Origin of the sequence: Streptomyces sp. NPDC006624 (assembly GCF_040611555.1) — a bacterium.
Classification (GTDB): Bacteria; Actinomycetota; Actinomycetes; order Streptomycetales; family Streptomycetaceae; genus Streptomyces.
In genome coordinates, this window is record NZ_JBEXOM010000005.1 from 371,235 (window position 1) to 395,956 (window position 24,722).

At 73.4% G+C, this 24,722-nt stretch carries 20 protein-coding genes; 10 read left to right on the forward strand and 10 right to left on the reverse strand.

Annotated elements, in window-relative coordinates:
* From pgi to tkt, 5 genes are read right to left on the reverse strand one after another with little or no spacing between them, the layout of a single operon-like run.
* The gene (gene pgi, locus ABZY20_RS12400; protein ID WP_356440457.1) at positions 1-1,653 is read right to left on the reverse strand and encodes a glucose-6-phosphate isomerase; all 1,653 of its coding nucleotides are present in this window, start codon (positions 1,651-1,653) and stop codon (positions 1-3) included.
* Complete coding sequence (opcA, locus tag ABZY20_RS12405) at positions 1,646-2,581, reverse strand: glucose-6-phosphate dehydrogenase assembly protein OpcA (RefSeq protein WP_356440460.1); 936 nt, start codon at positions 2,579-2,581, stop codon at positions 1,646-1,648. Before opcA ends, pgi begins: the two co-directional genes overlap by 8 nt.
* Complete coding sequence (gene zwf / locus ABZY20_RS12410; RefSeq protein WP_356440461.1) at positions 2,578-4,305, reverse strand: glucose-6-phosphate dehydrogenase; 1,728 nt, start codon at positions 4,303-4,305, stop codon at positions 2,578-2,580. The genes opcA and zwf overlap by 4 nt, the downstream gene beginning before the upstream one ends.
* Positions 4,302-5,447, reverse strand: a complete 1,146-nt coding sequence (gene tal, locus ABZY20_RS12415; protein ID WP_356440463.1) for a transaldolase — start codon at positions 5,445-5,447, stop codon at positions 4,302-4,304. Before tal ends, zwf begins: the two co-directional genes overlap by 4 nt.
* 18 nt (positions 5,448-5,465) lie before the next feature.
* Positions 5,466-7,541, reverse strand: a complete 2,076-nt coding sequence (tkt, locus tag ABZY20_RS12420; protein ID WP_356440465.1) for a transketolase — start codon at positions 7,539-7,541, stop codon at positions 5,466-5,468.
* 157 nt (positions 7,542-7,698) lie between these two features.
* On the opposite strand from tkt, the gene ABZY20_RS12425 reads away from it, so the two are divergent.
* Complete coding sequence (locus tag ABZY20_RS12425) at positions 7,699-8,595, forward strand: AraC family transcriptional regulator (protein ID WP_356440468.1); 897 nt, start codon at positions 7,699-7,701, stop codon at positions 8,593-8,595.
* A 50-nt stretch (positions 8,596-8,645) separates the two neighbouring features.
* On the opposite strand, the gene ABZY20_RS12430 is transcribed toward ABZY20_RS12425, so the two are convergent.
* Complete coding sequence (locus tag ABZY20_RS12430; RefSeq protein WP_356440469.1) at positions 8,646-10,043, reverse strand: glycoside hydrolase family 16 protein; 1,398 nt, start codon at positions 10,041-10,043, stop codon at positions 8,646-8,648.
* A 702-nt stretch (positions 10,044-10,745) separates the two neighbouring features.
* On the opposite strand from ABZY20_RS12430, the gene ABZY20_RS12435 reads away from it, so the two are divergent.
* From ABZY20_RS12435 to ABZY20_RS12455, 5 genes are all read left to right on the forward strand, one after another.
* On the forward strand, positions 10,746-12,605 hold the full coding sequence (locus ABZY20_RS12435; protein WP_356440471.1) for an ATP-binding protein: 1,860 nt from the start codon (positions 10,746-10,748) through the stop codon (positions 12,603-12,605).
* 79 nt (positions 12,606-12,684) lie between these two features.
* Positions 12,685-13,143, forward strand: coding sequence for a roadblock/LC7 domain-containing protein (locus ABZY20_RS12440; protein WP_356440474.1), 459 nt, complete (start codon positions 12,685-12,687; stop codon positions 13,141-13,143).
* Complete coding sequence (locus ABZY20_RS12445; protein WP_356440477.1) at positions 13,140-13,496, forward strand: DUF742 domain-containing protein; 357 nt, start codon at positions 13,140-13,142, stop codon at positions 13,494-13,496. The genes ABZY20_RS12440 and ABZY20_RS12445 overlap by 4 nt, the downstream gene beginning before the upstream one ends.
* Positions 13,477-14,094: an ATP/GTP-binding protein gene (locus tag ABZY20_RS12450; RefSeq protein ID WP_356440478.1), complete on the forward strand. Its 618-nt coding sequence runs from the start codon at positions 13,477-13,479 to the stop codon at positions 14,092-14,094. Before ABZY20_RS12445 ends, ABZY20_RS12450 begins: the two co-directional genes overlap by 20 nt.
* Positions 14,091-15,353 (forward strand): cytochrome P450, encoded by a 1,263-nt coding sequence (locus tag ABZY20_RS12455; protein ID WP_356440481.1) that lies wholly within the window; start codon positions 14,091-14,093, stop codon positions 15,351-15,353. Before ABZY20_RS12450 ends, ABZY20_RS12455 begins: the two co-directional genes overlap by 4 nt.
* A gap of 51 nt (positions 15,354-15,404) precedes the next feature.
* On the opposite strand, the gene ABZY20_RS12460 is transcribed toward ABZY20_RS12455, so the two are convergent.
* Positions 15,405-16,631, reverse strand: coding sequence for a cytochrome P450 (locus ABZY20_RS12460; RefSeq protein ID WP_356440484.1), 1,227 nt, complete (start codon positions 16,629-16,631; stop codon positions 15,405-15,407).
* 219 nt (positions 16,632-16,850) lie between these two features.
* Here ABZY20_RS12460 and ABZY20_RS12465 point away from each other — a divergent pair, with 219 nt between their 5' ends.
* The 4 genes from ABZY20_RS12465 to ABZY20_RS12480 all read left to right on the forward strand — a co-directional run bounded on the left by ABZY20_RS12465 (position 16,851) and on the right by ABZY20_RS12480 (position 21,210).
* Positions 16,851-17,360: an SRPBCC family protein gene (locus ABZY20_RS12465; protein WP_356440487.1), complete on the forward strand. Its 510-nt coding sequence runs from the start codon at positions 16,851-16,853 to the stop codon at positions 17,358-17,360.
* Positions 17,353-18,972: an NAD(P)/FAD-dependent oxidoreductase gene (locus tag ABZY20_RS12470; protein WP_356440489.1), complete on the forward strand. Its 1,620-nt coding sequence runs from the start codon at positions 17,353-17,355 to the stop codon at positions 18,970-18,972. Before ABZY20_RS12465 ends, ABZY20_RS12470 begins: the two co-directional genes overlap by 8 nt.
* A 53-nt stretch (positions 18,973-19,025) precedes the next feature.
* Positions 19,026-19,910 (forward strand): SDR family oxidoreductase, encoded by an 885-nt coding sequence (locus ABZY20_RS12475; protein ID WP_356440491.1) that lies wholly within the window; start codon positions 19,026-19,028, stop codon positions 19,908-19,910.
* A 448-nt stretch (positions 19,911-20,358) separates the two neighbouring features.
* The gene (locus ABZY20_RS12480) at positions 20,359-21,210 is read left to right on the forward strand and encodes an oxygenase MpaB family protein (protein WP_356440494.1); all 852 of its coding nucleotides are present in this window, start codon (positions 20,359-20,361) and stop codon (positions 21,208-21,210) included.
* A 21-nt stretch (positions 21,211-21,231) separates the two neighbouring features.
* Here ABZY20_RS12480 and ABZY20_RS12485 read toward each other — a convergent pair whose 3' ends face one another.
* Genes ABZY20_RS12485 through ABZY20_RS12495 form a run of 3 tightly spaced genes read right to left on the reverse strand, consistent with a single transcriptional unit; the run spans position 21,232 to position 24,703 of the window.
* Positions 21,232-22,014 carry an IclR family transcriptional regulator gene (locus ABZY20_RS12485; RefSeq protein ID WP_356440496.1) on the reverse strand — a complete coding sequence of 261 codons (783 nt, stop codon included), beginning with the start codon at positions 22,012-22,014 and terminating at the stop codon, positions 21,232-21,234.
* Positions 22,011-23,381: a prolyl oligopeptidase family serine peptidase gene (locus tag ABZY20_RS12490; protein WP_356440498.1), complete on the reverse strand. Its 1,371-nt coding sequence runs from the start codon at positions 23,379-23,381 to the stop codon at positions 22,011-22,013. The genes ABZY20_RS12485 and ABZY20_RS12490 overlap by 4 nt, the downstream gene beginning before the upstream one ends.
* Positions 23,378-24,703 (reverse strand): MFS transporter, encoded by a 1,326-nt coding sequence (locus tag ABZY20_RS12495; RefSeq protein ID WP_356440500.1) that lies wholly within the window; start codon positions 24,701-24,703, stop codon positions 23,378-23,380. Before ABZY20_RS12495 ends, ABZY20_RS12490 begins: the two co-directional genes overlap by 4 nt.
* Positions 24,704-24,722: the final 19 nt, after the last annotated feature.

The following is a 24,722-nucleotide window of genomic DNA, read 5'->3' on the forward strand; positions in this document are numbered from 1 at the left end:
TCAGTTCACTTCCCGAAGATTGCGGTAGGCGGCCACCAGCGCGGCCGTGGACGGGTCGAGACCGGGGACGTGTGCGCCCTCGGTCAGGGCGGGCTCGACGCGCTGGGCGAGGACCTTGCCCAGCTCCACGCCCCACTGGTCGAAGGAGTCGATGTTCCACACCGCGCCCTGCACGAACACCTTGTGCTCGTAGAGGGCGACCAGCTGGCCCAGGACCGACGGGGTCAGCTCGGTGGCCAGGATCGTCGTGGTCGGGTGGTTGCCCCGGAACGTCTTGTGCGGCACCAGCTCCTCCGGCACGCCCTCGGCCCGGACCTCCTCGGGCGTCTTGCCGAAGGCCAGGGCCTGCGTCTGGGCGAAGAAGTTCCCCATCAGCAGGTCGTGCTGCGCCTTCAGGCCGTCGCTCAGTTCACCGACCGGGCGGGCGAAGCCGATGAAGTCCGCCGGGATGAGCTTCGTGCCCTGGTGGATCAACTGGTAGTACGCGTGCTGCCCGTTGGTGCCCGGCGTGCCCCAGACCACCGGCCCGGTCTCCCACTCCACCCCGCGCCCGTCACGGTCCACGGACTTGCCGTTGGACTCCATGTCGAGCTGCTGGAGGTAGGCGGTGAACTTCGACAGGTAGTGGCTGTAGGGCAGCACCGCGTGCGACTGGGCGTCGTGGAAGTTGCCGTACCAGATGCCCAGCAGGCCCATGATCAGCGGGGCGTTGGCCTCGGCGGGGGCGTTGCGGAAGTGCTCGTCGACGATGCGGAACCCGTCGAGCATCTCCCGGAAGCGGTCCGGGCCGATGGCGATCATCAGCGACAGGCCGATCGCCGAGTCGTACGAGTAACGGCCGCCGACCCAGTCCCAGAACTCGAACATGTTGGCCGTGTCGATACCGAAGTCGGCGACCTTCTCGGCGTTCGTCGACAACGCCACGAAGTGCCGGGCCACCGCCTTCTCCTCGCCGCCCAGGCCCTGGAGCAGCCAGGAGCGCGCCGAGGTCGCGTTGGTGATCGTCTCGATGGTGGTGAAGGTCTTGGAGGCGACGACGAACAGCGTCTCCGCCGGGTCCAGGTCCCTGATCGCCTCGTGCAGGTCCGAGCCGTCCACGTTCGACACGAAACGGAACGTCAGCTCCCGCGCGGTGAACGGCCGCAGCGCCTCGTACGCCATCGCCGGGCCGAGGTCGGAGCCGCCGATGCCGATGTTGACGACGTTGCGGATCCGCTTGCCGGTGTGCCCTGTCCACTCGCCCGAGCGGACCCGGTCCGCGAAGTCGGCCATCTTGTCGAGCACGGCGTGCACGCCCGGCACCACGTTCTCGCCGTCGACCTCGATCACCGCGTCCCGGGGCGCCCGCAACGCGGTGTGCAGCACGGCCCGGTTCTCCGTGGTGTTGATCCGCTCGCCGCGGAACATGGCGTCCCGCAGCCCGAACACATCGGTCGCGGCGGCCAGTTCACGCAGCAGGGCCAGCGTCTCGTCGGTGACCAGGTGCTTGGAGTAGTCGATGCGCAGGTCGCCGACGCGTACGACGTAGCGTTCGGCGCGCCCGGGGTCGCTGTCGAACAGCTCACGCAGGGTCGGGCGCGGCAGGGCGTCCGCGCGGTGGTCCTCCAGGGCGGCCCACTCGGGCCGTCGCGTGAGCCGGGGGGAGTCAGACATGGGCGGGGTTCTCCTCGGTTGCCTCGCCGTTCAGGGCGATGGCGTACATCTCGTCCGCGTCGAGGCGCCGCAGCTCCTCGGCGATGAGTTCGGAGGTGGCACGCACCTTCAGCGCGAGGGTGCGGGAGGGCTGGCCCGGCAGGCTCAGCGTGGCCAGCGGGCCTTCCGGGCGGTCGATGACGATCTCGCCCGACTCCGTGCCCAGGCGTACGGCGGTCACCACCGGGCCGGCGGTCACCACCCGGTCGACCCGGACGTGCAGCCGGGCCTCCAGCCAGCGGGCCAGCAGCTCGGCGGCCGGGTTCTCGGCCTCGGCCTCCACGGCCGCCGAGGTGATCGGCACCCGGGCCTGGTCCAGTGCCGCCGCCAGCATCGAGCGCCAGGGCGTCAGCCGGGTCCAGGCCAGGTCGGTGTCGCCCGGTGCGTAGGCCCGGGCCCGGGCCTGCAGCGTGGCCAGCGGGTCCTCCACGGCGTACAGGTCGGTGATCCGCCGCTGGGCCAGCGCCCCCAGCGGGTCCTTCGCGGGCACCTCGGGGGCGTCCACCGGCCACCACACCACCACCGGGGCGTCCGGCAGCAGCAGCGGCAGGACGACCGAGTCGGCGTGCTCGGACACCTCGCCGTAGGTCCGCAGGATCACCGTCTCCCCGGTGCCCGCGTCCGCGCCCACCCGGACCTCGGCGTCCAGCCGGGAGGACTGGCGGTCGCGCGGGGTGCGGGCGTGCCGCTTGATGACGACCAGGGTGCGCGAGGGGTGCTCGTGGGAGGCCTCCTCGGACGCCTTGATCGCGTCGTAGGCGTTCTCCTCGTCCGTGACGATCACCATCGTCAGGACCATGCCCACGGCGGGCGTCCCGATGGCGCGGCGGCCCTGCACCAGCGCCTTGTTGATCTTGCTTGCCGTGGTGTCGGTCAGGTCGATCTTCATGGCCTGCGCCAGCTCCGTCCGTCTCGTGCGAGCATCTCGTCGGCTTCCGCGGGTCCCCAGCTGCCCGAGGCGTACTGCGCGGGCCGGCCGTGCGTGGCCCAGTACCGTTCGATCGGGTCGAGGATCTTCCAGGACTCTTCCACTTCCTGGTGGCGGGGGAACAGGTTCGCGTCGCCCAGGAGGACGTCCAGGATCAGCCGTTCGTACGCCTCCGGGCTCGATTCGGTGAACGACTCGCCGTAGGCGAAGTCCATCGTCACGTCCCGGATCTCCATCGAGGTGCCCGGCACCTTCGAGCCGAAGCGGACCGTGACGCCCTCGTCCGGCTGGACGCGGATGACGATCGCGTTCTGGCCCAGCTCCTCGGTGGCGGTGGAGTCGAAGGGGGAGTGCGGGGCCCGCTGGAAGACGACCGCGATCTCCGTCACCCGGCGCCCGAGGCGCTTGCCGGTGCGCAGGTAGAACGGCACGCCCGCCCAGCGCCGGTTGTCGACCTGGAGCCGGATCGCCGCGTAGGTGTCGGTGGTGGAGGCCGGGTCGATGCCCTCCTCCTCCAGGTAGCCGCGCACCTTCGTGCCGCCCTGCCAGGCCGCCGCGTACTGCCCGCGCACGGCGTTCGCCCCCAGGTCCTGCGGCAGCCGCACGGCCTTGAGGACCTTCAGCTTCTCGGTGAGCAGCGAGGCGGCGTCGAAGGCGGCCGGTTCCTCCATCGCGGTGAGGGCCATCAGCTGCAGCAGGTGGTTCTGGATGACGTCACGGGCCGCGCCGATGCCGTCGTAGTAGCCGGCCCGGCCACCGATGCCGATGTCCTCGGCCATCGTGATCTGCACGTGGTCGACGTACGACCGGTTCCAGACCGGCTCGAACAGCTGGTTCGCGAAGCGCAGCGCCAGGATGTTCTGGACGGTCTCCTTGCCGAGGTAGTGGTCGATCCGGAAGACCTGCTCCGGATCGAACACCTCGTGCACGATCGCGTTGAGCTGCTCGGCCGACTCCAGGTCGTGCCCGAACGGCTTCTCGATGACCGCGCGGCGCCAGGACCCCTCGGGGGCGTCGGCCAGCTTGTGCTTCTTCAGCTGCTGGACGACCTTGGGGAAGAACTTCGGCGGCACCGAGAGGTAGAACGCGTAGTTGCCGCTGGTGCCACGGGAGGCGTCCAGCTCCTCGACGGCGGCGCGCAGCTGCTTGAACGCCGTGTCGTCGTCGAAGTCGCCGGGGATGAACCGCATGCCCTCGGCGAGCTGCTGCCAGACCTCCTCGCGGAACGGGGTCCGGGCGTGCTCGCGCACGGCGTCGTGCACGACCTGCGCGAAGTCCTGGTCCTCCCAGTCCCGGCGGGCGAAGCCCACCAGCGAGAAGCCCGGCGGCAGCAGGCCGCGGTTGGCCAGGTCGTACACCGCCGGCATCAGCTTCTTGCGGGACAGGTCGCCGGTGACGCCGAAGATGACGAGCCCGGAGGGGCCCGCGATCCTCGGCAGCCGGCGGTCGCGCGCATCGCGCAGGGGGTTCTCGAAGCGGGTGTCGGGCTGCGCCGTGCGGGGTGCGCCGCTGCCCGCGCGGACGCCTTCGGTCGCGGCCGGGGTGTCGGTGCCGTCCGCCCCGGGAGCGCTGCCGCTCACCCCGGTCGGCTCGACCCCCGCCGCCTCCTGAGCCGCCCGGGCCTCCTTGTCCTCCTTGGTCCCCTTGGTCTCCTGCTCGGCCGTCCGGGGGATCCCCTCGCTCATTCCGCGTCAGCTCCCTTGCTGGTGAGGGACTTGGTGACCGCGTCCAGCAGGTCCTGCCAGGCCACCTCGAACTTGGCCACTCCCTCGTCCTCCAGTTGCCGCACCACCTCGTCGTATGCAATGCCGAGCCGTTCAATGGCCGCCAGGTCCGCCCGGGCCTGTGCGTAACCGCCGGTGACGGTGTCGCCCCGGACGTCGCCTCGCGCCGCGACGGCGTTCAGCGTGGCCTCCGGCATGGTGTTGACCGTGCCGGGGGCGACCAGCTCGTCCACGTACAGGGTGTCCTTGTAGGCGGGGTCCTTCACACCGGTGGAGGCCCAAAGGGGGCGCTGCCGGTGCGCGCGGGCGCCTTCCAGGGCCCGCCAGCGCGCCCCCGTGAAGACCTCTGCGTACGCCTCGTGGGCGAGCCGGGCGTTGGCGAGGGCCGCCCGGCCCTTCAGCGCCAGCGCCTCGTCCGTGCCCAGCAGGGTCAGCCGCTTGTCGATCTCGGAGTCCACCCGGGAGACGAAGAACGAGGCGACCGAGTGGATCGCCGACAGGTCCAGGCCGGCCGCCCGGGCCCTCTCCAGGCCGGTGAGGTAGGCGTCCATCACCTCGCGGTAGCGCTCCAGGGAGAAGATCAGCGTCACGTTGACGCTGATGCCCGCCGCGATCACCTCGGTGATCGCGGGCAGGCCCGCCTCCGTCGCCGGGATCTTGATCATCACGTTGGGGCGGTCCACCAGCCAGGCCAGCTGGCGGGCCTCGGCGACGGTCGCCACCGTGTCGTGGGCCAGCCTCGGGTCGACCTCGATCGAGACCCGGCCGTCCCGGCCGCCGGTCGCGTCGAACACCGGCCGCAGGACGTCGGCGGCGGCCCGCACGTCGGCGGTCGTCATCATCCGGACGGCCTCGTCCACGGTGACGCCCCGCACGGCGAGGTCGGCGAGCTGCTCCTCGTAACCTTCCCCGGAGCCGATGGCGGCCTGGAAGATGGAGGGGTTGGTGGTGACACCGACGACGTTCCGGGTCGCCACCAGCTCGGCCAGGTCGCCGGACTCGATCCGCCGGCGTGACAGGTCGTCGAGCCAGATCGACACGCCCTCGTCGGACAGGCGCTTCAGTGCTCCCGCGCTCGCGGTCGCTTCGGTCACAGTGATCATCTTCCTTCGTGCGGTCGATCAGGCGCGGGCGGCGGCGAGGGACTCCCTCGCGGCGGCCACGACGTGGTCGGGGGTGAAGCCGTACGCGGCGAACAGGGTGGCGGCGTCGGCGGAGGCGCCGAAGTGCTCCAGGGAGACGATGCGCCCCGCGTCCCCGACGAACCGGTGCCAGGTCAGGCCGATCCCGGCCTCCACGGCGACCCGGGCCGTCACGGACGGCGGGAGGACGCTCTCGCGGTAGGCGCGCGGCTGCTCCTCGAACCACTCCACGGACGGCATCGACACCAGACGGGTGGGCACCCCCGCCGCCTGCAGGCGCTCGCGCGCCTCGGCCGCGACGTGCACCTCGGAGCCGGTGGCGATCAGGACGACCTGGGGCGTGCCGCCCTCCGCCTCGAACCGCACGTACCCGCCGCGCGCCGCCCGCGGGTCCGGCTCGTAGGTGGGCACGCCCTGCCGGGTGAGCGCCAGGCCGTGCGGGGCCGGGTCGGTGGTGTGCCGCCGGAGGATCTCGGCCCAGGCGACGGCGGTCTCGTTGGCGTCGGCCGGGCGGACCACGTTCAGGCCCGGGATCGCCCGCAGCGCGGCCAGGTGCTCGACCGGCTGGTGCGTGGGGCCGTCCTCGCCCAGGCCGATCGAGTCGTGCGTCCACACGTACGTCACCGGCAGCTGCATCAGGGCCGACATCCGCACCGCGTTGCGCATGTAGTCGGAGAACACCAGGAAGGTGCCGCCGTAGACGCGCGTGTTGCCGTGCAGGGCGATGCCGTTCATCTCCGCGGCCATGGCGAACTCGCGGATGCCGAAGTGGATCGTGCGGCCGTACGGGTCGGCCTCCGGCAGCGGGTTGCCCTGCGGCAGGAACGACGACGTCCTGTCGATGGTGGTGTTGTTGGAACCGGCCAGGTCGGCCGAGCCGCCCCACAGTTCGGGGACGACCGCGCCGAGCGCTTGGAGCACCTTCCCGGACGCGGCACGGGTGGCGACCGCCTTGCCCGGCTCGAACACCGGCAGGGCGTCTTCCCAGCCCTCGGGCAGCTCGCCCTTGCCGACGCGGTCGAAGGTGGCTGCGCGCTCCGGGTTTCCGCGGCGCCAGGCGCCGATCCGCCTGTCCCAGGCGGTGTGCGCCTCGGCGCCCCGGTCCAGGGCCTTGCGGGTCTGGGCCAGGACCTCGTCGGCGACCTCGAAGGTCCGCCCGGGGTCGAAGCCGAGCAGGCGCTTGGTGGCGGCGACCTCGTCCTCGCCGAGCGCCGAGCCGTGCGCGGCCTCGGTGTTGCGCGCGTTCGGGGCGGGCCAGGCGATGACGGTGCGCATCGCGATGATCGAGGGCCGCCCGGTCTCCGCCCGCGCCGCCCGCAGCGCCGCGTACAGCGCGTGCACGTCGACGTCGCCGTCCTCCCGCGGCGCGATCCGCTGCACGTGCCAGCCGTAGGCCTCGTACCGCTCGAGCACGTCCTCGGAGAAGGCGGTCGCGGTGTCGCCCTCGATGGAGATGTGGTTGTCGTCGTAGAGGAAGACCAGGTTGCCGAGCATCTGGTGGCCGGCCAGCGAGGAGGCCTCGGCACAGACGCCCTCCTGGAGGTCGCCGTCGGAGACGATCGCCCAGATCGTGTGGTCGAAGGGCGACTCGCCCTCGGGGGCGTCCGGGTCGAACAGGCCGCGCTCGTAACGGGCCGCCATCGCCATGCCGACGGCGTTCGCCGCGCCTTGGCCGAGCGGGCCGGTGGTGGTCTCCACGCCCGCGGTGTGGCCGTACTCGGGATGGCCGGGCGTCTTCGAACCGTGCGTGCGGAACGCCTTCAGGTCGTCCAGCTCCAGCTCGTAACCGGCGAGGTAGAGCTGTGTGTAGAGGGTCAGGGAGGTGTGGCCGGGGGAGAGGACGAAGCGGTCACGGCCGGTCCACTCCGGGTCGGCGGGGTCGTGCCGCATCACCTTCTGAAAGATCGTGTAGGCGGCCGGTGCCAGGCTCATCGCGGTGCCGGGATGGCCGTTGCCGACCCGCTGCACGGCATCGGCCGCCAGCAGGCGGGCGGTGTCGACGGCACGCCGGTCGAGGTCGGTCCATTCGAAGCGGTCCGCGGGCTGCGTGCTCATCTTCAAGAAGTCCTCGATCGAAGTGAAGGGGGTGCTCTGACGCGTTCAAAGCTAAAAGTCAGACTTATTTGCCGGAAGGTCGCCGTGTGTCAGCCTGTGGTGAAAGTGGGACACCCGCGGGCGGCGCGGCACACGAGCGGGGCGGTGCGAGGCGGATATGGCGGACATGGCGGACAGAGGCCACCGGGGCGGCGACGGGATCAGAACGTTCCCCTTCCCTGTCGAGCTGAGCGTCGGCGGAGTCGGCATGCAGGTCGGCCCGATGGGGACCGGACGCACCTGGCACGCCGACGCGCCGCTGGAGCGCGTGCACCGCATCGACTTCCACGTCGTGATGCTGTTCGGCGGCGGCCCGGTCCGGCACATGATCGACTTCACCGAGTACGAAGCCACGGCCGGGGACCTGCTGTGGATCCGCCCGGGGCAGGTCCACCGCTTCTCGCGCAGCAGCGAGTACCGCGGAACGGTGCTGACCATGCAGCCCGGCTTTCTGCCCCGCTCCACGGTGGAGGCCACCGGCCTGTACCGCTACGACCTGCCGCCGCTGCTCCACCCCGACGCGGCGCAACTCGACGCGCTGCGCGCCGGACTGGGCCAGCTACGGCGCGAGTACGAGGACACGGCGACGCTGCCGCAGAGCCTGCACACCGCCGTGCTGCGCCACACCCTGACGGCGTTCCTGCTGCGCCTCGCCCATCTCGCGGCGAGTGCGGCCGAGGCGGTGCGCCGGCAGTCCGACTCGACCTTCACCCTCTTCCGGGACGCCGTGGAGCGGGAGTTCGCCACCAACCACAGCGTCAGCGCCTACGCGGACGCCCTCGGCTACTCCCGCCGCACCCTGGTCCGCGCCGTCCGTGCCGCCACCGGCGAGACGCCGAAGGCGTTCATCGACAAGCGCGTCGTGCTGGAGGCCAAACGCCTCCTCGCCCACACCGACCTGCCTATCGGCCGGGTCGGCGCCGCGGTCGGCTTCCCCGACGCCGCCAACTTCTCCAAGTTCTTCCAGCAGCACACGGACCAGACGCCGGCGGCGTTCCGCGCGGAGCTGCGCTGAGGGCGGCGAAAAGGGGCCCCACGCGTGCGTGGAGCCCCTCGCCGGGCCGGTCAGCGCCCGAACGTGAACCAGTTGACGTTCACGAAGTCCGCCGGCTGGCCGCTGGTGAAGGTCAGATAGACGTCATGGGTGCCGGTCACGGCGCTGATGTTCGCGGGAACGGTCCGCCAGGACTGCCAGCCCCCGGTGTTGCCCACCGCGAAACTCCCGACGGGCGCGTTGCTCCGGCTGTCCAGCCGCACCTCGACCAGCCCGCTGACGCCGCTCGCGGCGCCGCTCGCGACCCGGGCGCTGAACTGCCGGGCCGCCGTGGAGCCGAAGTTGACGCCCTTGAACTGCAGCCAGTCGCCGTTGGCCAGCGCGCCGATGTTCTGGCCGCCGCCCGAGTCCGAGGTCGTCTCGGTCATGGCGCCGGACTGGCCGTCGAAGGACTCCGCCTGGATGGTGCCGTAGGCGTCGCGGTTGCCGGTCGGCGGGGGCGTGGTGCCGCCGCCTCCCGAGGACAGCACCTGCACGTAGTCGACGACCATCGCGTGACCGGGCTGGGTGCCCCCGTCCGGGCCGCCGCCGAACGCGTCCGGGAAGCCGCCGCCCATCGCCACGTTGAGGATGATGTAGAACCCGTGGTCGGTGGCGTTGCGCCAGGTCGTGGCGTCGACCTGGTTGGCGCGCACGGTGTGGAAGGTGGCGCCGTCGAGGGAGAAGCGGATCTCCTCGACGCTCGTGGAGCGGTCCCACTCCATTCGGTACGTGTGGAAGCCCGCCTGGCAGGAGGTGCCCTGGCAGGTGGTCGAACCGCCGATCCCGCTGGTCTCGTTGCAGGGGCCGCCCGGCGAGGTGCCGCAGTGCATGGTGGCGAACACCGTGTTCATGCCCTGGGTGTTCTCCATGATGTCCAGCTCGCCGACGGCCGGCCAGTTCCAGTAGTTGCCCCGGTAGGGACCGCCGAGCATCCAGAACGCGGGCCAGTAGCCCTTGGCCGCGGCGCCGGTGACGTTCGGGACCTGGATGCGCGACTCGACGCGCAGCTTGCCGCCGGCCGGGGGCCGGAAGTCGGTGCGGTTGGTCTCGATGCGGCCGGAGGTCCAGTTGCCGGCGGCGTCCCGCCGGGGCGTGATGCGGAGGTTGCCGTTGCCGTCGAGCGAGACGTTGTCGGTGCTGCTGGTCATGGTCTCGATCTCGCCGGTGCCCCAGTTGGCGGGACCGCCCGGGTATCCCTTGCCGGTCGCGTACTGCCAGTGGGAGGTGTTGACGCCGCTGCCGGCCGGGCCGTTGAAGTCGTCCACGAACACCTGGGTCCAGCCCGACGGGGGTGCCGGCGCGGACGCGCCGGCGGGCGGGGTGGCGACCGCCGTGGCGGCCAGCGCGAGGCCGAGCGCGCCGACGGCGGCGACGAACGCGCGCCGGAAGGGGCGGGGTCTGCGGGAGGTGCCGGAGGTGTCGCTCATGTGGGGGCCTCTCGGTTCCGGAGGGGACACGTGGGGAGTCGAACGCTGCTCGGTGCACGGGGGTGAGAGCGCTCTCAGAGTGCCGTCAATGTGCTGCACCGGCACGGGGGCGTCAAGAGGTGAAGCCGTGTGAAGTTCGCGGCGGCACCTGGGTGCACAGGCTGAACCGACGTGCGGGGCAAGGGTGTTGGGTGCGAGGGCGGGGCGCGGGAGCGGTCGGTGCGATGCCCGCCCCTCCTCGCGGCGGGAGCGGATGTGGCGAAATTGTGTGGGTTCCGGCCGGGCCGGGCGGCCGAGAGGGGGCGAACCGTGCATTGCGGAAATCGAACAAGGTTCAAGCCGCGGTTAGTTGGCTGAATCTCGCCCCTCGCGTGAACGCGCCCGCAACCTCGAAGATGCGGCGAAAACAGGGCAGTTGCCGCACCGAGTGGCCTGGACCACTCGCGTCCCACCCGTAAGAGGGCGCGGGGAAGGGGTCGTTCCGATACCACTGCCAGGGGTCCGGGGCGACTACTTCGCGACGACATCGCGTCTTCCCTCCAGGAACCAGCTCGTCTGATCGGACCGGCCCGCCGGGTGACTAGCATGGCCGCACGGGGTCGGAGGAGCGCTGTCGCGTCGGCGTTCCAGTCCTTGACCTGCGACCGTCCACATGCCGGTCGACGTTCGTCTTCTGCTCTCAACGACCGAGGGACCGCGGAAATGTCAGTGCCTGCACCGCCCAGTCAGCACCGGCCGGCGAAGTCTCCGAAGGCGTCGCCGGCCGTACCCCTGGCCGTGCTGACGGTGAGTGCCGCTGCGGCGGCCGGTGTGGTGGCGGCGGCCCCGGACCACGCCCGCTCGTGGACGCTCGGCGCGGTGGCGGGCGGGTGGCTGTGCCTGGCCGTCACCGTCCTCGTCAGCACCCTGCTGATCCGCAGGACCCGCCGGTCCACGGCCCAGAACCTCGCCGAGGCCGACCGGCACCTGGCGCAGTGGGCACAGGTGTCGGCGGAGACCGCGCACCTGGTGAACGTCACCCTGCCCGCCGTCGCCGGGAGGCTGCGGGACGGCGTGAGCGCCAGCGACACCCTGGCCACCGTGACACCGCCGTCGGACCCGCAGCTGCGCCGCCTCGTGCACACCTTCGCCTCCGTCGTGGAGGAGAGCACGCAGTACGCGGCCGCCGTGGACGCCGAGCGCCGGCACTTCCAGCAGCAACTCGACGAGGCCGCCGCCCAGGTGGAGCGGCTGACGAGCGAGACCCTGCCCACCGCCGTCGCCAGGCTCCGCGACGGCCAGCCGGCCGACACGGTCCTCGGCGCGCTGGACTGGCCGCAGTCCCCGCTGCTGCGCTCGCCCGTGGAGTCGTTCGTGCGCGAACTCGCCCTGAGCGAGCGCCGGGCCGCCGCCGCGCAGGCCGCGTCGGCGAAGGCGCTCAGCCGGGTCCAGGCCAAGGCCGTCAGCATGCTCGCCGATCTGCGGGACATGCAGGAGAGGTACGGCGAGGAGGTCTTCGGCGACCTGCTCAAGCTCGACCACGCCACCTCGCAGCTCGGCCTGATGACCGACCGGCTCGCCCTGCTCATGGGAGGCCGCTCCAGCCGCGCCTGGAACAAGCCCATCGTGATGGAGAGCATCCTGCGCGGCGCGGTCGGCCGGATCGCCGCCTACCAGCGGGTGCGGCTGCACTGCTCGACCTCCGCCGCGATCTCCGGCTTCGCCGCCGAGGGCGTGATGCACCTGCTCGCCGAACTGATGGACAACGCCGCCAACTTCTCCCCGCCGATCGACGAGGTGCACGTCTACGTCGAGGAGCGCAGCGCCGGAATCGTCGTCACCATCGAGGACAGCGGCCTGAAGATGGCCGCCGCGGCCATGCGCCGGGTCGAGGAGGCGGTGTCCGGGCGCATGACCGACCTCGCCTCGCTGCAGGGCACCCGCCTCGGCCTCGCCGTCGTCGGACGCCTGGCGGTCAAGTACGGCATCAGCGTCAACTACCGGCCCTCGTCCCGGGGCGGCACCGGCGTGGTCGTCCTGATCCCGCCGCAGCTGCTCGCGCAGCGGCGCGAACCGGCCCTCGCGCAGCCCCTGCGGCGCCCCGCCCCCTCGGCGCCGACGCCCGGACCCGCGCCCGCGGCGCCGGCCCCCGAACGCGCCCCGGCCCTGCCGGCGGCCCGGCCCGCCCCGGCGGCACCGGCACCCGAGCCCGAGCCCCACACGCGGCCGGTCGCCCCGGAGCGGCCCGCCGCCCGCGCGGACTCGCCCGAACCCACCGGCGCGCGAGGGCACTCGCACGGGCCGGTATCGAGCGGGCCGGCATCGAGCGGACCGGCGCCGAGCGCGCCCACGCCGAACGGGCTGCCCGTCCGCACGCCGGGACGCGCCATGGCCCAGGCGGAACGCGAGCGCGAACAGCGCCGCAGCACCGCGCAGCCCGGCCCCGCCACCGAAGGCCGTGCCCCGGCGCGCGACGCGGGCTCCAGCTTCGGCGCCTTCCACCGCGGGCGCCAGACCGGACGGGACTCCGGCCGCGCGGTCGCCCGGCCGGAGGGGGAGCCGGAACCGCCGTCCGCCCCGTGACCCCCGCCCTCCCGCCCAGCGCCGTGGACACGGCGCCCACTTCCCTCGCCTGAGTTCGTGAGATTGGAGGAACGGGCCGGTGACCGGTCACCCGGGCACCACCGTCCCACTACCCACCATGCAGACCACCGACAACAGCCTCACCTGGCTTCTGCAGTCCCTGCTGGAGCGCACCCCGGGCACCCGGCACGCCCTGGTGCTGTCCCGGGACGGCCTGAAGCTGTGCTGGACCGACCATCTGACGCAGGACCAGGCCGACCAGCTGGCGGCGATCTGCTCCGGCATCCAGGCCCTCGCCCAGGGCGCGTCCGTCGAGTTCGGCGACGGGACCGGCGGCGTCCGCCACTCGATGACCGAGTTCCACGGCGGCCTGCTGTTCATCGTGGAGGCCGGTGAGGGAGCCCATCTCGCGGTCCTCGCCGAACAGAACGCCGACCCCGGCGTCGTCGGCCACCAGATGACCGAGCTGGTCGAGCAGATCGGCGACCACCTGCGTGCCGAGCCGCGCCAGCCCGCCGCGGGGAGTGCCGGCTCGTGACCCGCAGGCCCGTGGACACCGGCGACCCCGACCGGCTCTACACGGTCACCGGCGGTCGCAGCCGCGCGGACGACGCGTTCGACCTGGTCACCCTCATCGTCAGCGAATGCGAGCCCACGACCGGGATGCAGTCGGAGCACGCCCGGATCCTCGAACTGTGCCGCCACCCGACGGCCCTGGTCGAGATCGCGGCGGAACTCAAGCTGCCGATCACGGTGGTCCGGATCCTGCTCGGCGATCTGCTCGCCACGGGCCGCATCACCGCCCGCCACCCCCGCGCGGCCCGGTCCGCCGCCTCGCTTCCCGACTCCGCCCTTCTCAAGGAGGTGCTCCATGGGCTCCGCAACCTCTGAGCTGCCCTCCCGACGCACACCCCTGGCCGACGCCGCCGAGACCGGCCTGAAGATCGTCATCGTGGGCGGGTTCGGGGTCGGCAAGACCACCCTGGTCCGCTCGGTCAGCGAGATCCGGCCCCTCAACACCGAAGAGGTGATGACCCAGGCTGGCATGGGCGTCGACGACACCCACCAGGTCGCGGGGAAGACGACCACCACGGTGGCGTTCGACTTCGGGCGCATCAGCCTCAACGAGACCATGGTGCTCTACCTGTTCGGCGCGCCCGGGCAGGAACGCTTCTGGTTCCTGTGGGACCGGCTGTTCTCCGGCACCCTCGGCGCGGTCGTCCTGGTCGACACCCGCCGCATGGACGACTCCTGGTACGCGATCGACAGGCTGGAGCACCACGGCACACCGTTCGTGGTGGCCGTGAACCGGTTCGACGACGACGCCGCCCGGCACTCCCTGGACGAGATCCGGCAGGCCCTCGCCCTGCCCGAGCACGTGCCGCTGATCGACTGCGACGCCCGGGTCCGGCAGTCCGGGAAGGACGTCCTGATCACCCTCGTGGACTACCTCTACGAACGGGCCCTGGCCCAGGAGACGACACTGTGACCGACACCGGACCCTCCTTCGCCGACGCGCCGCCCCCGGGCTGCCCCGCCCACCCGGGCGCGGTGCGCCTGGGCGGACTCGAGTACCAGCAGGCGCCGTCCCAGCTCTACCGCGCCCTGCGCCGGGAGCACGGCCCCATCGCCCCCGTCCTGCTCGACGGCGACATCCCCGCCTGGCTGGTGCTCGGCTACTCCGAGGTCAGCTACGTGACCAGCCACGACGAGCTGTTCGCGCGCGACTCCCGGCGCTGGAACCAGTGGCCGAACATCCCCGAGGACTGGCCGCTGCTGCCCTTCGTCGGCTACCAGCCGTCCGTGCTGTTCACCGAGGGCGAGGAGCACCAGAGGCGCGCCGGGGTGATCACGGAGGCGCTGGAGGGCGTGGACCAGTTCGAGCTGGCCCGGGACTGCCAGATCATCGCCGACGAGCTCATCTCCTCCTTCGCCGGAAGCGGCCAGGCGGAGCTGATGAGCGCCTACGCGCACTCCCTGCCGGCGCGCGCCGTGGTGCAGGTGTGCGGCATGCCGCTCGCCGGCGAGGACACCCGGCAGCTCGTGGACGACCTGCGGATCTCGCTGGACGCGGCGGAGGGCGAGGACCCGATCGCCGCCTACGGGCGGGTCGGCGCCCGGCTGACGCAGCTGGTGAAGGACAAGCGGGAACGCCCGGGCCCGGACGTCACCTCCCGCATGCTGCAGCACCCGGCGGGGCTGACGGACGAGGAGATCGTCCAGGATCTGATCTCGGTGATCGCGGCGGCCCAGCAGCCGACGGCCAACTGGATCTGCAACACGCTGCGGCTGCTGCTCACCGACGAGCGGTTCGCGCTGAACGTCTCGGGCGGCCGGCTCAGCGTGGGCGAGGCGCTCAACGAGGTGCTGTGGCTGGACACGCCCACGCAGAACTTCATCGGCCGCTGGGCGGTGCGGGACACCCAGCTCGGCGGCCGGCGGATCCAGGCCGGCGACTGCCTGGTGCTGGGCCTGGCCGCGGCCAACACCGATCCGCAGATCTGGCCGGATGCGCACGTCGGGGCGGAGAACGCCGCGCACCTGTCGTTCAGCAACGGTGAGCACCGCTGCCCGTACCCGGCACCGCTGCTGGCGGACGTCATGGCGCGCACGGCCGTGGAGACCCTGCTGGAGCGGCTGCCGGACCTGGTCCTGGCGGTGGAGCCGGACGAGCTGAGGTGGCGGCCGTCCATCTGGATGCGTGGCCTGACCGCGCTGCCGGTGGAGTTCACGCCCGTCGTGCAGTAGGGCGGCGGGAGCGGGGCCCCGGCGCCGGGGCCCCGTCCGCGACCGCGGGCGTCAGGAGGCGACCGGCGTGAACTTCACCGGCAGGCTCTGCGGGCCGCGGGTGAAGACGCCCTGCTCGACCGGGTCGAAGCCGTCGGCGAGCCGGATGTCGGGCATGGCGTCGAGGAGCTGGTTCATGCCGATCTCCACCTCGGCCTTGGCCAGCAGGGCACCGACGCAGAAGTGCCGGCCGAGGGCGAACGCGAGATGGTCCGCGGCGGCCGAGAAGGCGTTCTTGGTGGTGAGGTCGTCGCGGAAGATGTCGAACCGGTCCGGGTCGCCGAAACGGCTCGCGTCGCGGTTCGCGGCCCCGATCAGGCAGGTCACGGTGACCCCCGCGGGGATGGTGCCGCCGCTCAGCTCCACCTCCGTCGCCGACTGGCGCATGATCATGTGGACGGGCGGCGTGTAGCGCAGCGTCTCGGCGAACGCGCGGGGGATCAGCGAGCGGTCCCGCTGCACGGCGGCGAGCTGGTCGGGGTGCAGCAGCAGGTTCGCGAAGATGCCGGCGATCGCCTTGTCGGTGGTCTCGCCGCCGGCGGCCAGCAGCAGGCTGCAGAACGCCTTGATGTCCTCGTCGCTCATCCTGACGCCGTCCACCTCGGCGGCGCACAGCGTGGACAGCAGGTCGTCACCGAGGTGGTCCCTGCGCTGCCGGATGATCGGCAGCATGTACTCGGCGAACTCCGTCCGGGTCCGTTCCCCGGCCGCCGCCACCTCGGGGTCGCCCGAGAGGTTGCCGAGGAAGGCGATGACCGAGGTGTACCACCGGTGGAAGCGGGCGTGGTCGGCCTTGTCGAGGCCCAGCATGTCCGCGATCACGTTGACCGGGAAGCGCGTCGCGTAGTCGGTGACCAGGTCGGCGGAGCCCTTGTGGCGGAAGGCGTCGATCAGCTCGCGGGAGTTGCGCTCGATGACCGGCAGGAACTTCTGCTCCAGGTCGCTGCCGCGGAAGGCCGGCGCGACCAGGGCCCGCCGCACGGCGTGCTCCCGGCCGCTGAGCTGCAGGATCGTCTTGCCGTGCACCGGCTCGATCTGCCAGTCGTAGTTGTCGGTGGTGAACTGGCCTTCCTTGTCCTTGAAGACCCGCTCGACGTCCTCGTAGCGCGAGATGATGTAGCTCTGCGTGGCCTCGTGCCAGATGAGGGGAGCGCTCTCACGCATCACGCGATAGGCGGGATAGGGGTCTGCGGCGAACTCGGGCGAGAGGATGTCGGGGACCTGCTGCGCGGTGGACACGGGGCTCCCATAAGTCGGTAACAGGTGTACGGGACAAGGCTATTGATCAACTGTCACCCGGGACAGAGCACCGGTCCGTTTGTTGATGAACGACGTGCGCATGGCCGGTAATCGCCCCTGTCCGCGTCCGTCCGGCCGGTCCGGGCTCGCGCCGCGCTGTTGGACGGGGGAATGTGGGGGCACTCGGGGTGGACGACAGACACGCAGCAGGAGGTACCCGTGGCCGTTCGCCATCGCCTGATCCGAGTCGCTCCGAGCGCCGTGTGGGACGTCCTCGCCGACGGCGACCGCTACGCCGAGTGGGTGGTGGGCACCTCGGAGTCCCACCCCGTGAGCGGGCACTGGCCCGACAAGGACGCGGCGATCCGCTACCAGGTCCGGCTCGGCCCGGTGGAGCTGACCAACCGGACGGTCGTCCGCTCCTGCGAGCGGGGCCGGCGGCTGGAACTGGAGGCCCACGCCGGTGCGCTGGGCACCGCGCGCATCTCGATCGAGCTGCGGCCCTGGGGCGAGCACTGCCTGGTCATCGTCGACGAGCATCCCCTGCGCGGCGCGGGCGGCCGGCTGCACAACGTCGGCTTCGAGGCGCTGATCCAACTGCGCCACCGCACCATGCTCGCCAGACTGGCCCGGCTGTGCGAGAGCGGGACGACGCACACCGGGGGCGCCCGCCGCCCCCTCGGCCAGGTGACCGCGGGGTCCGAAGCGGACGGAGCCGGCCGTGCCTGACGCCGTGGTGATCGGCGCCGGCCCCAACGGCCTGGTCGCCGCCAACCTCCTCGCGGACGCCGGGTGGAGCGTGGAAGTGCTGGAGGAACAGCCCGAACCGGGCGGGGCCGTGCGCCACGACCACGGCGTCGACCCCGGCTTCGTCAGCGACCTGTTCAGCTCCTTCTACCCCCTCGCCGCCGCCTCGCCCGTCCTGGCGGGCCTCCGCCTCGACGACCACGGACTGCGCTGGAGCCACGCGCCCAGCGTGCTGGCGCACCCCCTCAGCGACGGCAGTTGCGCGGTGCTGGACCGGAACATCGGCACCACCGCCGCGTCCCTCGACGCCTTCGCACCGGGCGACGGAGCCGCCTGGCAGCGGCTGCACGAGGTGTGGCAGAGCCTGCGTCCCGGTCTCGTGGAGGCCCTGTTCACCCCCTTCCCGCCCGTGCGCGCCGCGGCCCGGCTCGCGCTGCGGCTGCGGGCTGCGGGCGGGCTGCGCATGGCCCGCTCACTCGTGCTGCCGGTGCGCCGGATGGGCGAGGAGGAGTTCCGCGGCGAGGGCGGCCGCCTGCTGCTGGCCGGCAACGCCCTGCACGCCGACCTCGCCCCGGAGTCGGCGGGCAGCGGCGGCTTCGGCTGGCTGATGGCCATGCTGGGGCAGACGTACGGCTTCCCGGTCCCGGCCGGCGGCTCCGGCGCGCTGACTGCCGCCCTGGTACGGCGGCTGGAGAGCCTGGGCGGACGGGTGCGGTGCGGGCAGCGGGCCGAGCAGGTCGTGGTCCGCGGCGGGCGGGCCGTCGGTGTGCGCACGGCGAACGGCGACGGTGTGCCGGCCCGCCGGGCGGTGCTCGCCGACGTGTCGGTGCCCGCCCTGTACGGCGGGCTCGTCGACCCCGGCCACCTGCCCGCCCAGCTCCTCGACGACCTGCGGCGCTTCCAGTGGGACTTCGCCACCTTCAAGGTCGACTGGGCGCTCGACGGCCCGGTGCCCTGGCAGGCCGAGCAGGCCTCCCGCGCCGGCACCGTGCACCTCGCCGACGGCCTGGACGAACTCACCCGCTTCGCGGCGCAGATCGCCATGCGGCAGGTCCCGGACCGGCCCTTCCTGGTGTTCGGCCAGATGACCACCTCCGACGCCTCCCGCTCCCCGCAGGGCACCGAGTCGGCCTGGGCCTACACCCACCTCCCCCACGACATCCGCGCCGACGCCGCCGACGAGGGCGTCACCGGAAGCTGGGACACCAAGGACCAGGAGCTGATGGCCGACCGGGTCGAACGCCAGGTGGAACGCTTCGCGCCCGGCTTCCGCGGCCTGATCCGCAGCCGCCGCGTCCTCGCGCCCCCGACCCTGGAGGCACTCGACGGCAATCTCGCCGGCGGCGCCATCAACGGCGGCACGACCGCCATGCACCAGCAGCTCTTCTTCCGCCCGCTGCCCGGCACCGGACGACCCGAGACCCCGGTGCCCGGCCTGTACCTCGCCTCCTCCGGGGCCCACCCGGGCGGCGGCGTGCACGGCGCGCCCGGAGCCAACGCCGCCCGCGCCGCGCTGCGCCGCAACCGGCCACCCGGCCTCGCGGGCGCGCAGCGGGTCCTGGCCCGCCGCGACCGCACGGGAACCAAGCGCTGAGCGGACGGGACGGCCGGGGCGGGCGCGGGACCGGAGAGGAAGGAGCGCACCCCATGGGCAGCAGCAGTCCGCTCGCCGGGCGCACGGTCGTCGTCACCGGAGCCGCCCGCGGCGTCGGCGCGGCCCTGGCCCGTGAGGCCGCCCGGCGCGGAGCCCGGGTGGCGCTCCTCGGCCACGAGAAGGCCGCCCTGGAGGCCGTCGCCGCGTCCCTGCCCGGCCCCGCCCTGGCGGTGGAGGCCGACGTCACCGACCTCGCCGCGCTGGACGCCGCCGCCCGGGCCGTGCGGAGCGGCCTGGGCCGCCCCTCCGCCGTGGTCGCGAACGCCGGCATCGCCGAGGGCGGCGCGTTCCTCGCCTCCGACCCGGCCGCCTGGCGCCGCGTCATCGACGTCAACCTCACCGGCAGCTCGCACACGGCCCGGGCGTTCCTGCCGGACCTGTTCGACACGGCCGGCTACTTCCTGCAGATCGCCTCCCTCGCGTCGATCGGCGCCGCCCCGCTGATGAGCGCCTACTGCGCCTCCAAGGCAGGGGTCGAGGCCTTCGCGCACGCCCTGCGCGCCGAGGTCGCGCACCGGGGAGTCGCCGTCGGGATCGCCTACCTCAACTGGACCGACACGGACATGATCCGCGACGCCGACCGGTACACCCTGCTGCGCGCCCTGCGCACCCGCATGCCCCCGCCCGCCGACCGGGTGCACTCCGTGGACGCGGTCGCCGCCCGTGTGGTGCGGGGCATGGAGCGCCGCCGCACGGCCGTGTACGCGCCGCCCTGGCTGCGGCTCGCCCAGCCGCTGCGCCCCGCCATACCGCCCGTGGTGCTGCGCGTGGCCCGCCGCGAACTGCCCCGGCTGGAGTCCGAGGACCCGGCCGGCTACACGGGCCCCCTCGGCGCCGGCGGCCGGGCCGACCAGGAGGCCTCCGGGCAGGACGGTTGACGCGTGTTCCGGCGCAGGTGAGGCGAGTGCGGCGCAGGTCCGGCGGGCCGCCGTGCCGGACGGGCTGGGGCAGGCCGTCCGTGGTGCGGGGTGCGGCCGGGCAGGGCGGGCGCCGGCGGCCAGACGGTCCGGGCGACCACGGGCATCGCGATCCACCAGGCCCTGTCGGCCTCGGCCGCGACCGGCAGCGTCACCGGCTACGCGACCCGGAACGGCGGGACCACCGGCGGCGCGGCTCACCACGTCGTCGCGGCGCCACGCGACGGACCGGCCCCCTGCCGCGCTGCCGAGCCGGTCGGTCCCGTGGCCCGCAGTCGCGACGCACGACGACGCCTCCGCCCGTTCCCCCGGGGCACGGCGGCGCACCGGGCAGCGGCACGGGAGGACACCCCCGCCCCGCCGCGCCGCCCCATGACGGACACTGGCAGCAGGGGAAGGGAGACCGATCGTGCTGACCGGAGTCCGTGAGCAGCTGGGCCAGGCCCTGTTCCGCCGTGTCGCCGGGCCCGGAGGGCCGGAGACCCGCGCCCGTATCCACGACACGCCCGGCCCGCGCTGGTTCGGCCCCGACCGGCCGATCCGCGCGGTCCACGGCGACGCCTCGATGTTCATCGGCGGCCTGACCGCACTGCTCCTGCAGTCCCTGCACCCCCTCGCCATGGCGGCGGTCGCCGGGCACTCCGGCTACCGCGGCGACCCGTGGGGCAGGCTGCAGCGCACCAGCACCTTCCTGGCCGTGACGACCTACGGCACCGCCGGGGACGCCCAGCGGGCCGTCGACCACGTGCGCGGCATCCACGAGCGGATCCGCGGGACGACCTCCGAGGGCGTCCCCTACCACACGGCCGACCCGCACCTGCTCGGCTGGGTGCACGCCGCCGAGACGGACAGCTTCCTGCGCGCCCACGCCCGCTACGGGGCAAGTCCCCTGGACGCCGCCGGGTACGACGGCTACGTCGCCGACACCGCGCGCGTCGGCGAGGCGCTGGGCGTGACGGACCCGCCCCGCAACCGCCGCGAACTGGCCGAGCGCCTGGCCGCCTACCGGCCCGAACTGCGGGCCACCCCCGAGGCCCGGGCCGCCGCCCGCTTCCTGCTGTTCCGGCCACCGCTGCCGCTGCCCGTGCGGCCGTTCTACGGCGGGCTGGTCGCCAACGCCGTCACCCTGCTCCCGCCCTGGGCGCGCGGACTGCTGCGGCTGCCCCGGGTCCCGGTCGTCGAGGACATCGCCGTACGCCCGGCCGGCCAGGCCCTGACGCGGACCATCCGCTGGGCCATGACCCCGCCCCGGGACGCCTGACCCGCACCGCCCCGGCCGCGGTCAGGGCTGCCACCCCAGCGCCCGCGAGATGCCCCGCGCCGCCACCCGCACCGCCGGCGCCAGCACCGGCACCCGGGCGTCCGCGTGCGGCACCACGACGGACACGGCGGCGGTCACCGCACCGTCCGCGCCGCGCACGGGGGCGGCCACCGACACGGCGTCCTCGGTGATCTGACGATCGCTCACCGCCACGCCCGACCGCCGCACCTCGGCCAGCACCCGGCGCAGCCGCGCGGGGTCGGTGAGCGTGTACGGGGTGAAGGACGCGAGTCCGCCCGCGCAGTACTCCCGCTGGAACCGAGGGTCGCCGTGGGCGAGCAGGGCGAGGCCCACCCCGGTGGCGTGCAGCGGCCAGCGGGCGCCGACGCGGATGTGCACGCCGACCGCCGACCGCCCCGACAGCCACTCGGTGTACACGACCTCCCGGCCGTCCCGCACGGCCAGTTGCACGTTCTCGTGCGTGGCCTCGTACAGGTCCTCCAGGTACGGCAGCGCGATCTGCCGCAGGGCGAGGCCGCGCGGGGCCAGTGCGGCCAGCTCCCACAGGCGCAGCCCGATGTGGTAGACGCCGGACTCGTCCCGCTCCAGGGCGCCCCACTCGGTGAGGGCGGCGGCCAGCCGGTGCGCGGTGGTGAGGCTGAGCCCGGCCCGGCGGCTGATGTCGGTCAGGCTCAGCGCCGGGTGCGCGTGGTCGAAGGCGGCGAGCACCGACAGCAGCCGGCCGGGCGCGGTGCGGGTGCCCCCGGGCCGGGCGGGGCCGGGATCGCGGGGGCCGGTGGTCATGGGCGGCTGTCTCCCGGGTGGGCGAGGTCGTAGGGGCGGGGGTACGCGGCCGGACGGTACCGGACGTAGCGGGGCTCGGCCGCCGGGTCCTCCAGACGGGCACGGGAGTTGAGGGTGTCCGGCGCGGCGCTCCAGCGGCCCGTGTCCAGGCGGTGTTCCACCGTGCGCAGGGCGGCCAGAGTCTCGCCCGTGGTGAAGGTGCAGTGGCCCGGGCGGTCGACGTACGCCTGGCGCAGCAGCCCCGCGGAACCGGCCGCCGTGACGGCCCTGCGGTACGCGCTCTGCGCCGGCACCGGGATCAGCGCGTCACCGGTCGTGTGGATGTTCAGCTGCGGGTCGGTGAGCCGGCCGGAGAGTGCGCTGGTGTCGCGCATCCACCGGACGGCGGACGGGTCGGCGGCGACGCGGGGGGCGCCGGCCAGGGCCGAGAGGTCGGTGCGCAGGGACAGTCCCGCCTCCCGGTAGAGCTCGCTCACCTGTTTGTACAGCGGCGACCGGGCCAGCATCGACGTGTAGTCGACTCCGGTGTTCCAGGACGGGTTGCCACCGGCCCGGCTCTCGGCCTCCTGCCGCCAGCTGAACGCGGGCAGGCCGAGCAGTCCCCGGACGGCGGTGTACTGGTTGGCCTGCCGGGCCGTCCAGTCGGTGGGGCCGGGTTCGGGCTGCGCGGGGTCGTTGTGGCCCGGGATGTGGTGCAGGGCGGCGGCGAGGGCGATCCGGGCCCGGCCGCCGGGCGTGCGCTGGGCGGCGTCGGCCTTGGCGGTGAGCGACTTCGCGGCGGCGGCCGCCTCCGTCGCGTCCGCGAAGCCCGTCAGCCGGATGCCGGAGTCCGGCGCGAGCAGCGTGCGCAGCGCGAACACCGGGTCCAGGGTGCTGTTCCAGTTGGCGACACCGCCCTGGACCAGGCCGCACATCGACAGCGACCCGTCGAAGCGGTCGGCGTGCCGCTCGGCGAGCAGGCCGGTGACGAAACCGCCGTAGGAGGTCCCCCAGGCGAGGGTCCGCCGGGCCGCACCGAACTTCTCGGTGAACAGGTCCAGGGTGGCGAGCTGGTCGGGCACCGCCTCCGTGACCGCCCAGCCGGTCGTCGCGTACGAGGAGCCGATCAGGGCGTAGCCCTCGGCCAGCAGTCTGTCCCGGGCGGCCGGACCCGGCGTGTTCTGCGCCGGGTTGGGCGCGCCGGCCGGGGTGTAGCCGTGGCTGTAGAGCAGGACCGTGCCGTTCCAGGCCGCGGGGACGTCCATCACGTACGCGGCGCCGGAGGGCAGCCGGCCCTCCAGGCGGGTGCCGTCGTCGGCGGCCCGCGCGGGCAGGGCGGTCGCCGCCAGGGACAGGCAGGCGGTCAGCAGGGCGAGGCGGATCCTCAACGGGGCGTTCCTTCCAGGGCGGGGGCGGCGGCGGGGGAGTCCAGGGCGTCCGTGTGGGTCTCGCGCAGCCGCCACACGGTGATCGCGGTGATCCCCGCGCCCGCGCACAGCAGCAGTGACACCGGCGTGCTGCCACCGCCGTAGGAGGCGAGGAGGCTGCCGGCGATCAGCGGGGAGAACCCGGCGCCGATCAGGGTCGCCCCCTGGTAGCCGAGGGAGGCGCCGGTGTAGCGGACGCGGGTGCCGAACATCTCGCTGAGCAGCGCGCCGAGCGGCCCGTACATCGTGGACTGGGCGACGCCGTGGCCGAGCGCCAGCGCGAGGATCAGCAGTCCGGGCGAGCCGGAGTCGACCAGGGCCAGCACCGGGAAGGCGAGCGCGGCCGAGGCGATGGCGCCGGCGAGCACCACGGGCCGGCGGCCGACCCGGTCGGACAGCGCGGACGCGGCGGGCAGCACGGCGAGGGCCACGCAGGAGGCGACGGTCACGGCCGTCAGCACCTGCGGGCGGGTGTACCCCTCGCCGACGGCGTAGGAGATCATGAAACTGGTCAGCAGCGACTGCGCGGTGAAGGCGCCGATGCCGACGCAGGCGGCCAGCAGTACGGGCTTCGGGCGGCGCAGCACCTCCAGGATCGGCGGCCTGTCCGCCGGCTTCCGCACGGCCCGGGCGAACAGCGGGCTCTCGGCGACCTTCAGCCGCACGAACAGCCCGACGCCCAGCAGCACGATGCTCAGCAGGAACGGCACCCGCCAGCCCCAGGAGCGGAACTCCTCGTCCGGCAGACCGGCGACGAGGGTGACCACGCCGGCCGACAGCACCGACCCGAGCGGCGCGCCGAGCTGGGTGAAGCTGGACCACAGGCCGCGCCGGGAGCCCTGCGTGTGCTCGGCGTGCTCGACGACCATCAGCATCGCGCCGCCCCACTCGCCGCCGATGGCGATGCCCTGCACGACCCGCAGGGCGACCAGCAGCACCGGGGCCCAGACGCCGATCGCGTCGTAGGTCGGCAGCAGGCCGATCAGGAAGCTGCCGCAGCCCATCAGGACCATGGTCAGCAGCATCATCGACTTGCGGCCGATCCGGTCGCCGAAGTGGCCGAAGACGATGCCGCCGAGCGGACGGGCCAGATAGCCCGCGGCGAAGGTGCCGAACGCCGCGACGGTGCCGACGGCCGGGTCGGCCTGCGGGAAGAACAGGTCGCCGAAGACGAGCGCGGCGACCGTGCCGTAGACGAGGAAGTCGTAGAACTCGACGGCCGTGCCGAGCAGGCCGGACACGGCCACGCGGCGCAACTGCCGGGAATCGGGGGATGGCTGCACGGTGGGCTCCCTGGGGACG

Bases quoted from the DNA above. Each gene is read 5' to 3' on its own strand.
- ABZY20_RS12425 (WP_356440468.1), top strand. From the start codon at position 7,699: ATGGCGGACATGGCGGACAGAGGCCACCGGGGCGGCGACGGGATCAGA.
- ABZY20_RS12435 (WP_356440471.1), top strand. From the start codon at position 10,746: ATGTCAGTGCCTGCACCGCCCAGTCAGCACCGGCCGGCGAAGTCTCCG.
- ABZY20_RS12430 (WP_356440469.1), bottom strand. From the start codon at position 10,043: ATGAGCGACACCTCCGGCACCTCCCGCAGACCCCGCCCCTTCCGGCGC.
- zwf (WP_356440461.1), bottom strand. From the start codon at position 4,305: ATGAGCGAGGGGATCCCCCGGACGGCCGAGCAGGAGACCAAGGGGACC.
- ABZY20_RS12450 (WP_356440478.1), top strand. From the start codon at position 13,477: ATGGGCTCCGCAACCTCTGAGCTGCCCTCCCGACGCACACCCCTGGCC.
- pgi (WP_356440457.1), bottom strand. From the start codon at position 1,653: ATGTCTGACTCCCCCCGGCTCACGCGACGGCCCGAGTGGGCCGCCCTG.
- ABZY20_RS12475 (WP_356440491.1), top strand. From the start codon at position 19,026: ATGGGCAGCAGCAGTCCGCTCGCCGGGCGCACGGTCGTCGTCACCGGA.
- opcA (WP_356440460.1), bottom strand. From the start codon at position 2,581: ATGAAGATCGACCTGACCGACACCACGGCAAGCAAGATCAACAAGGCG.
- tkt (WP_356440465.1), bottom strand. From the start codon at position 7,541: ATGAGCACGCAGCCCGCGGACCGCTTCGAATGGACCGACCTCGACCGG.
- ABZY20_RS12485 (WP_356440496.1), bottom strand. From the start codon at position 22,014: ATGACCACCGGCCCCCGCGATCCCGGCCCCGCCCGGCCCGGGGGCACC.
- tal (WP_356440463.1), bottom strand. From the start codon at position 5,447: ATGATCACTGTGACCGAAGCGACCGCGAGCGCGGGAGCACTGAAGCGC.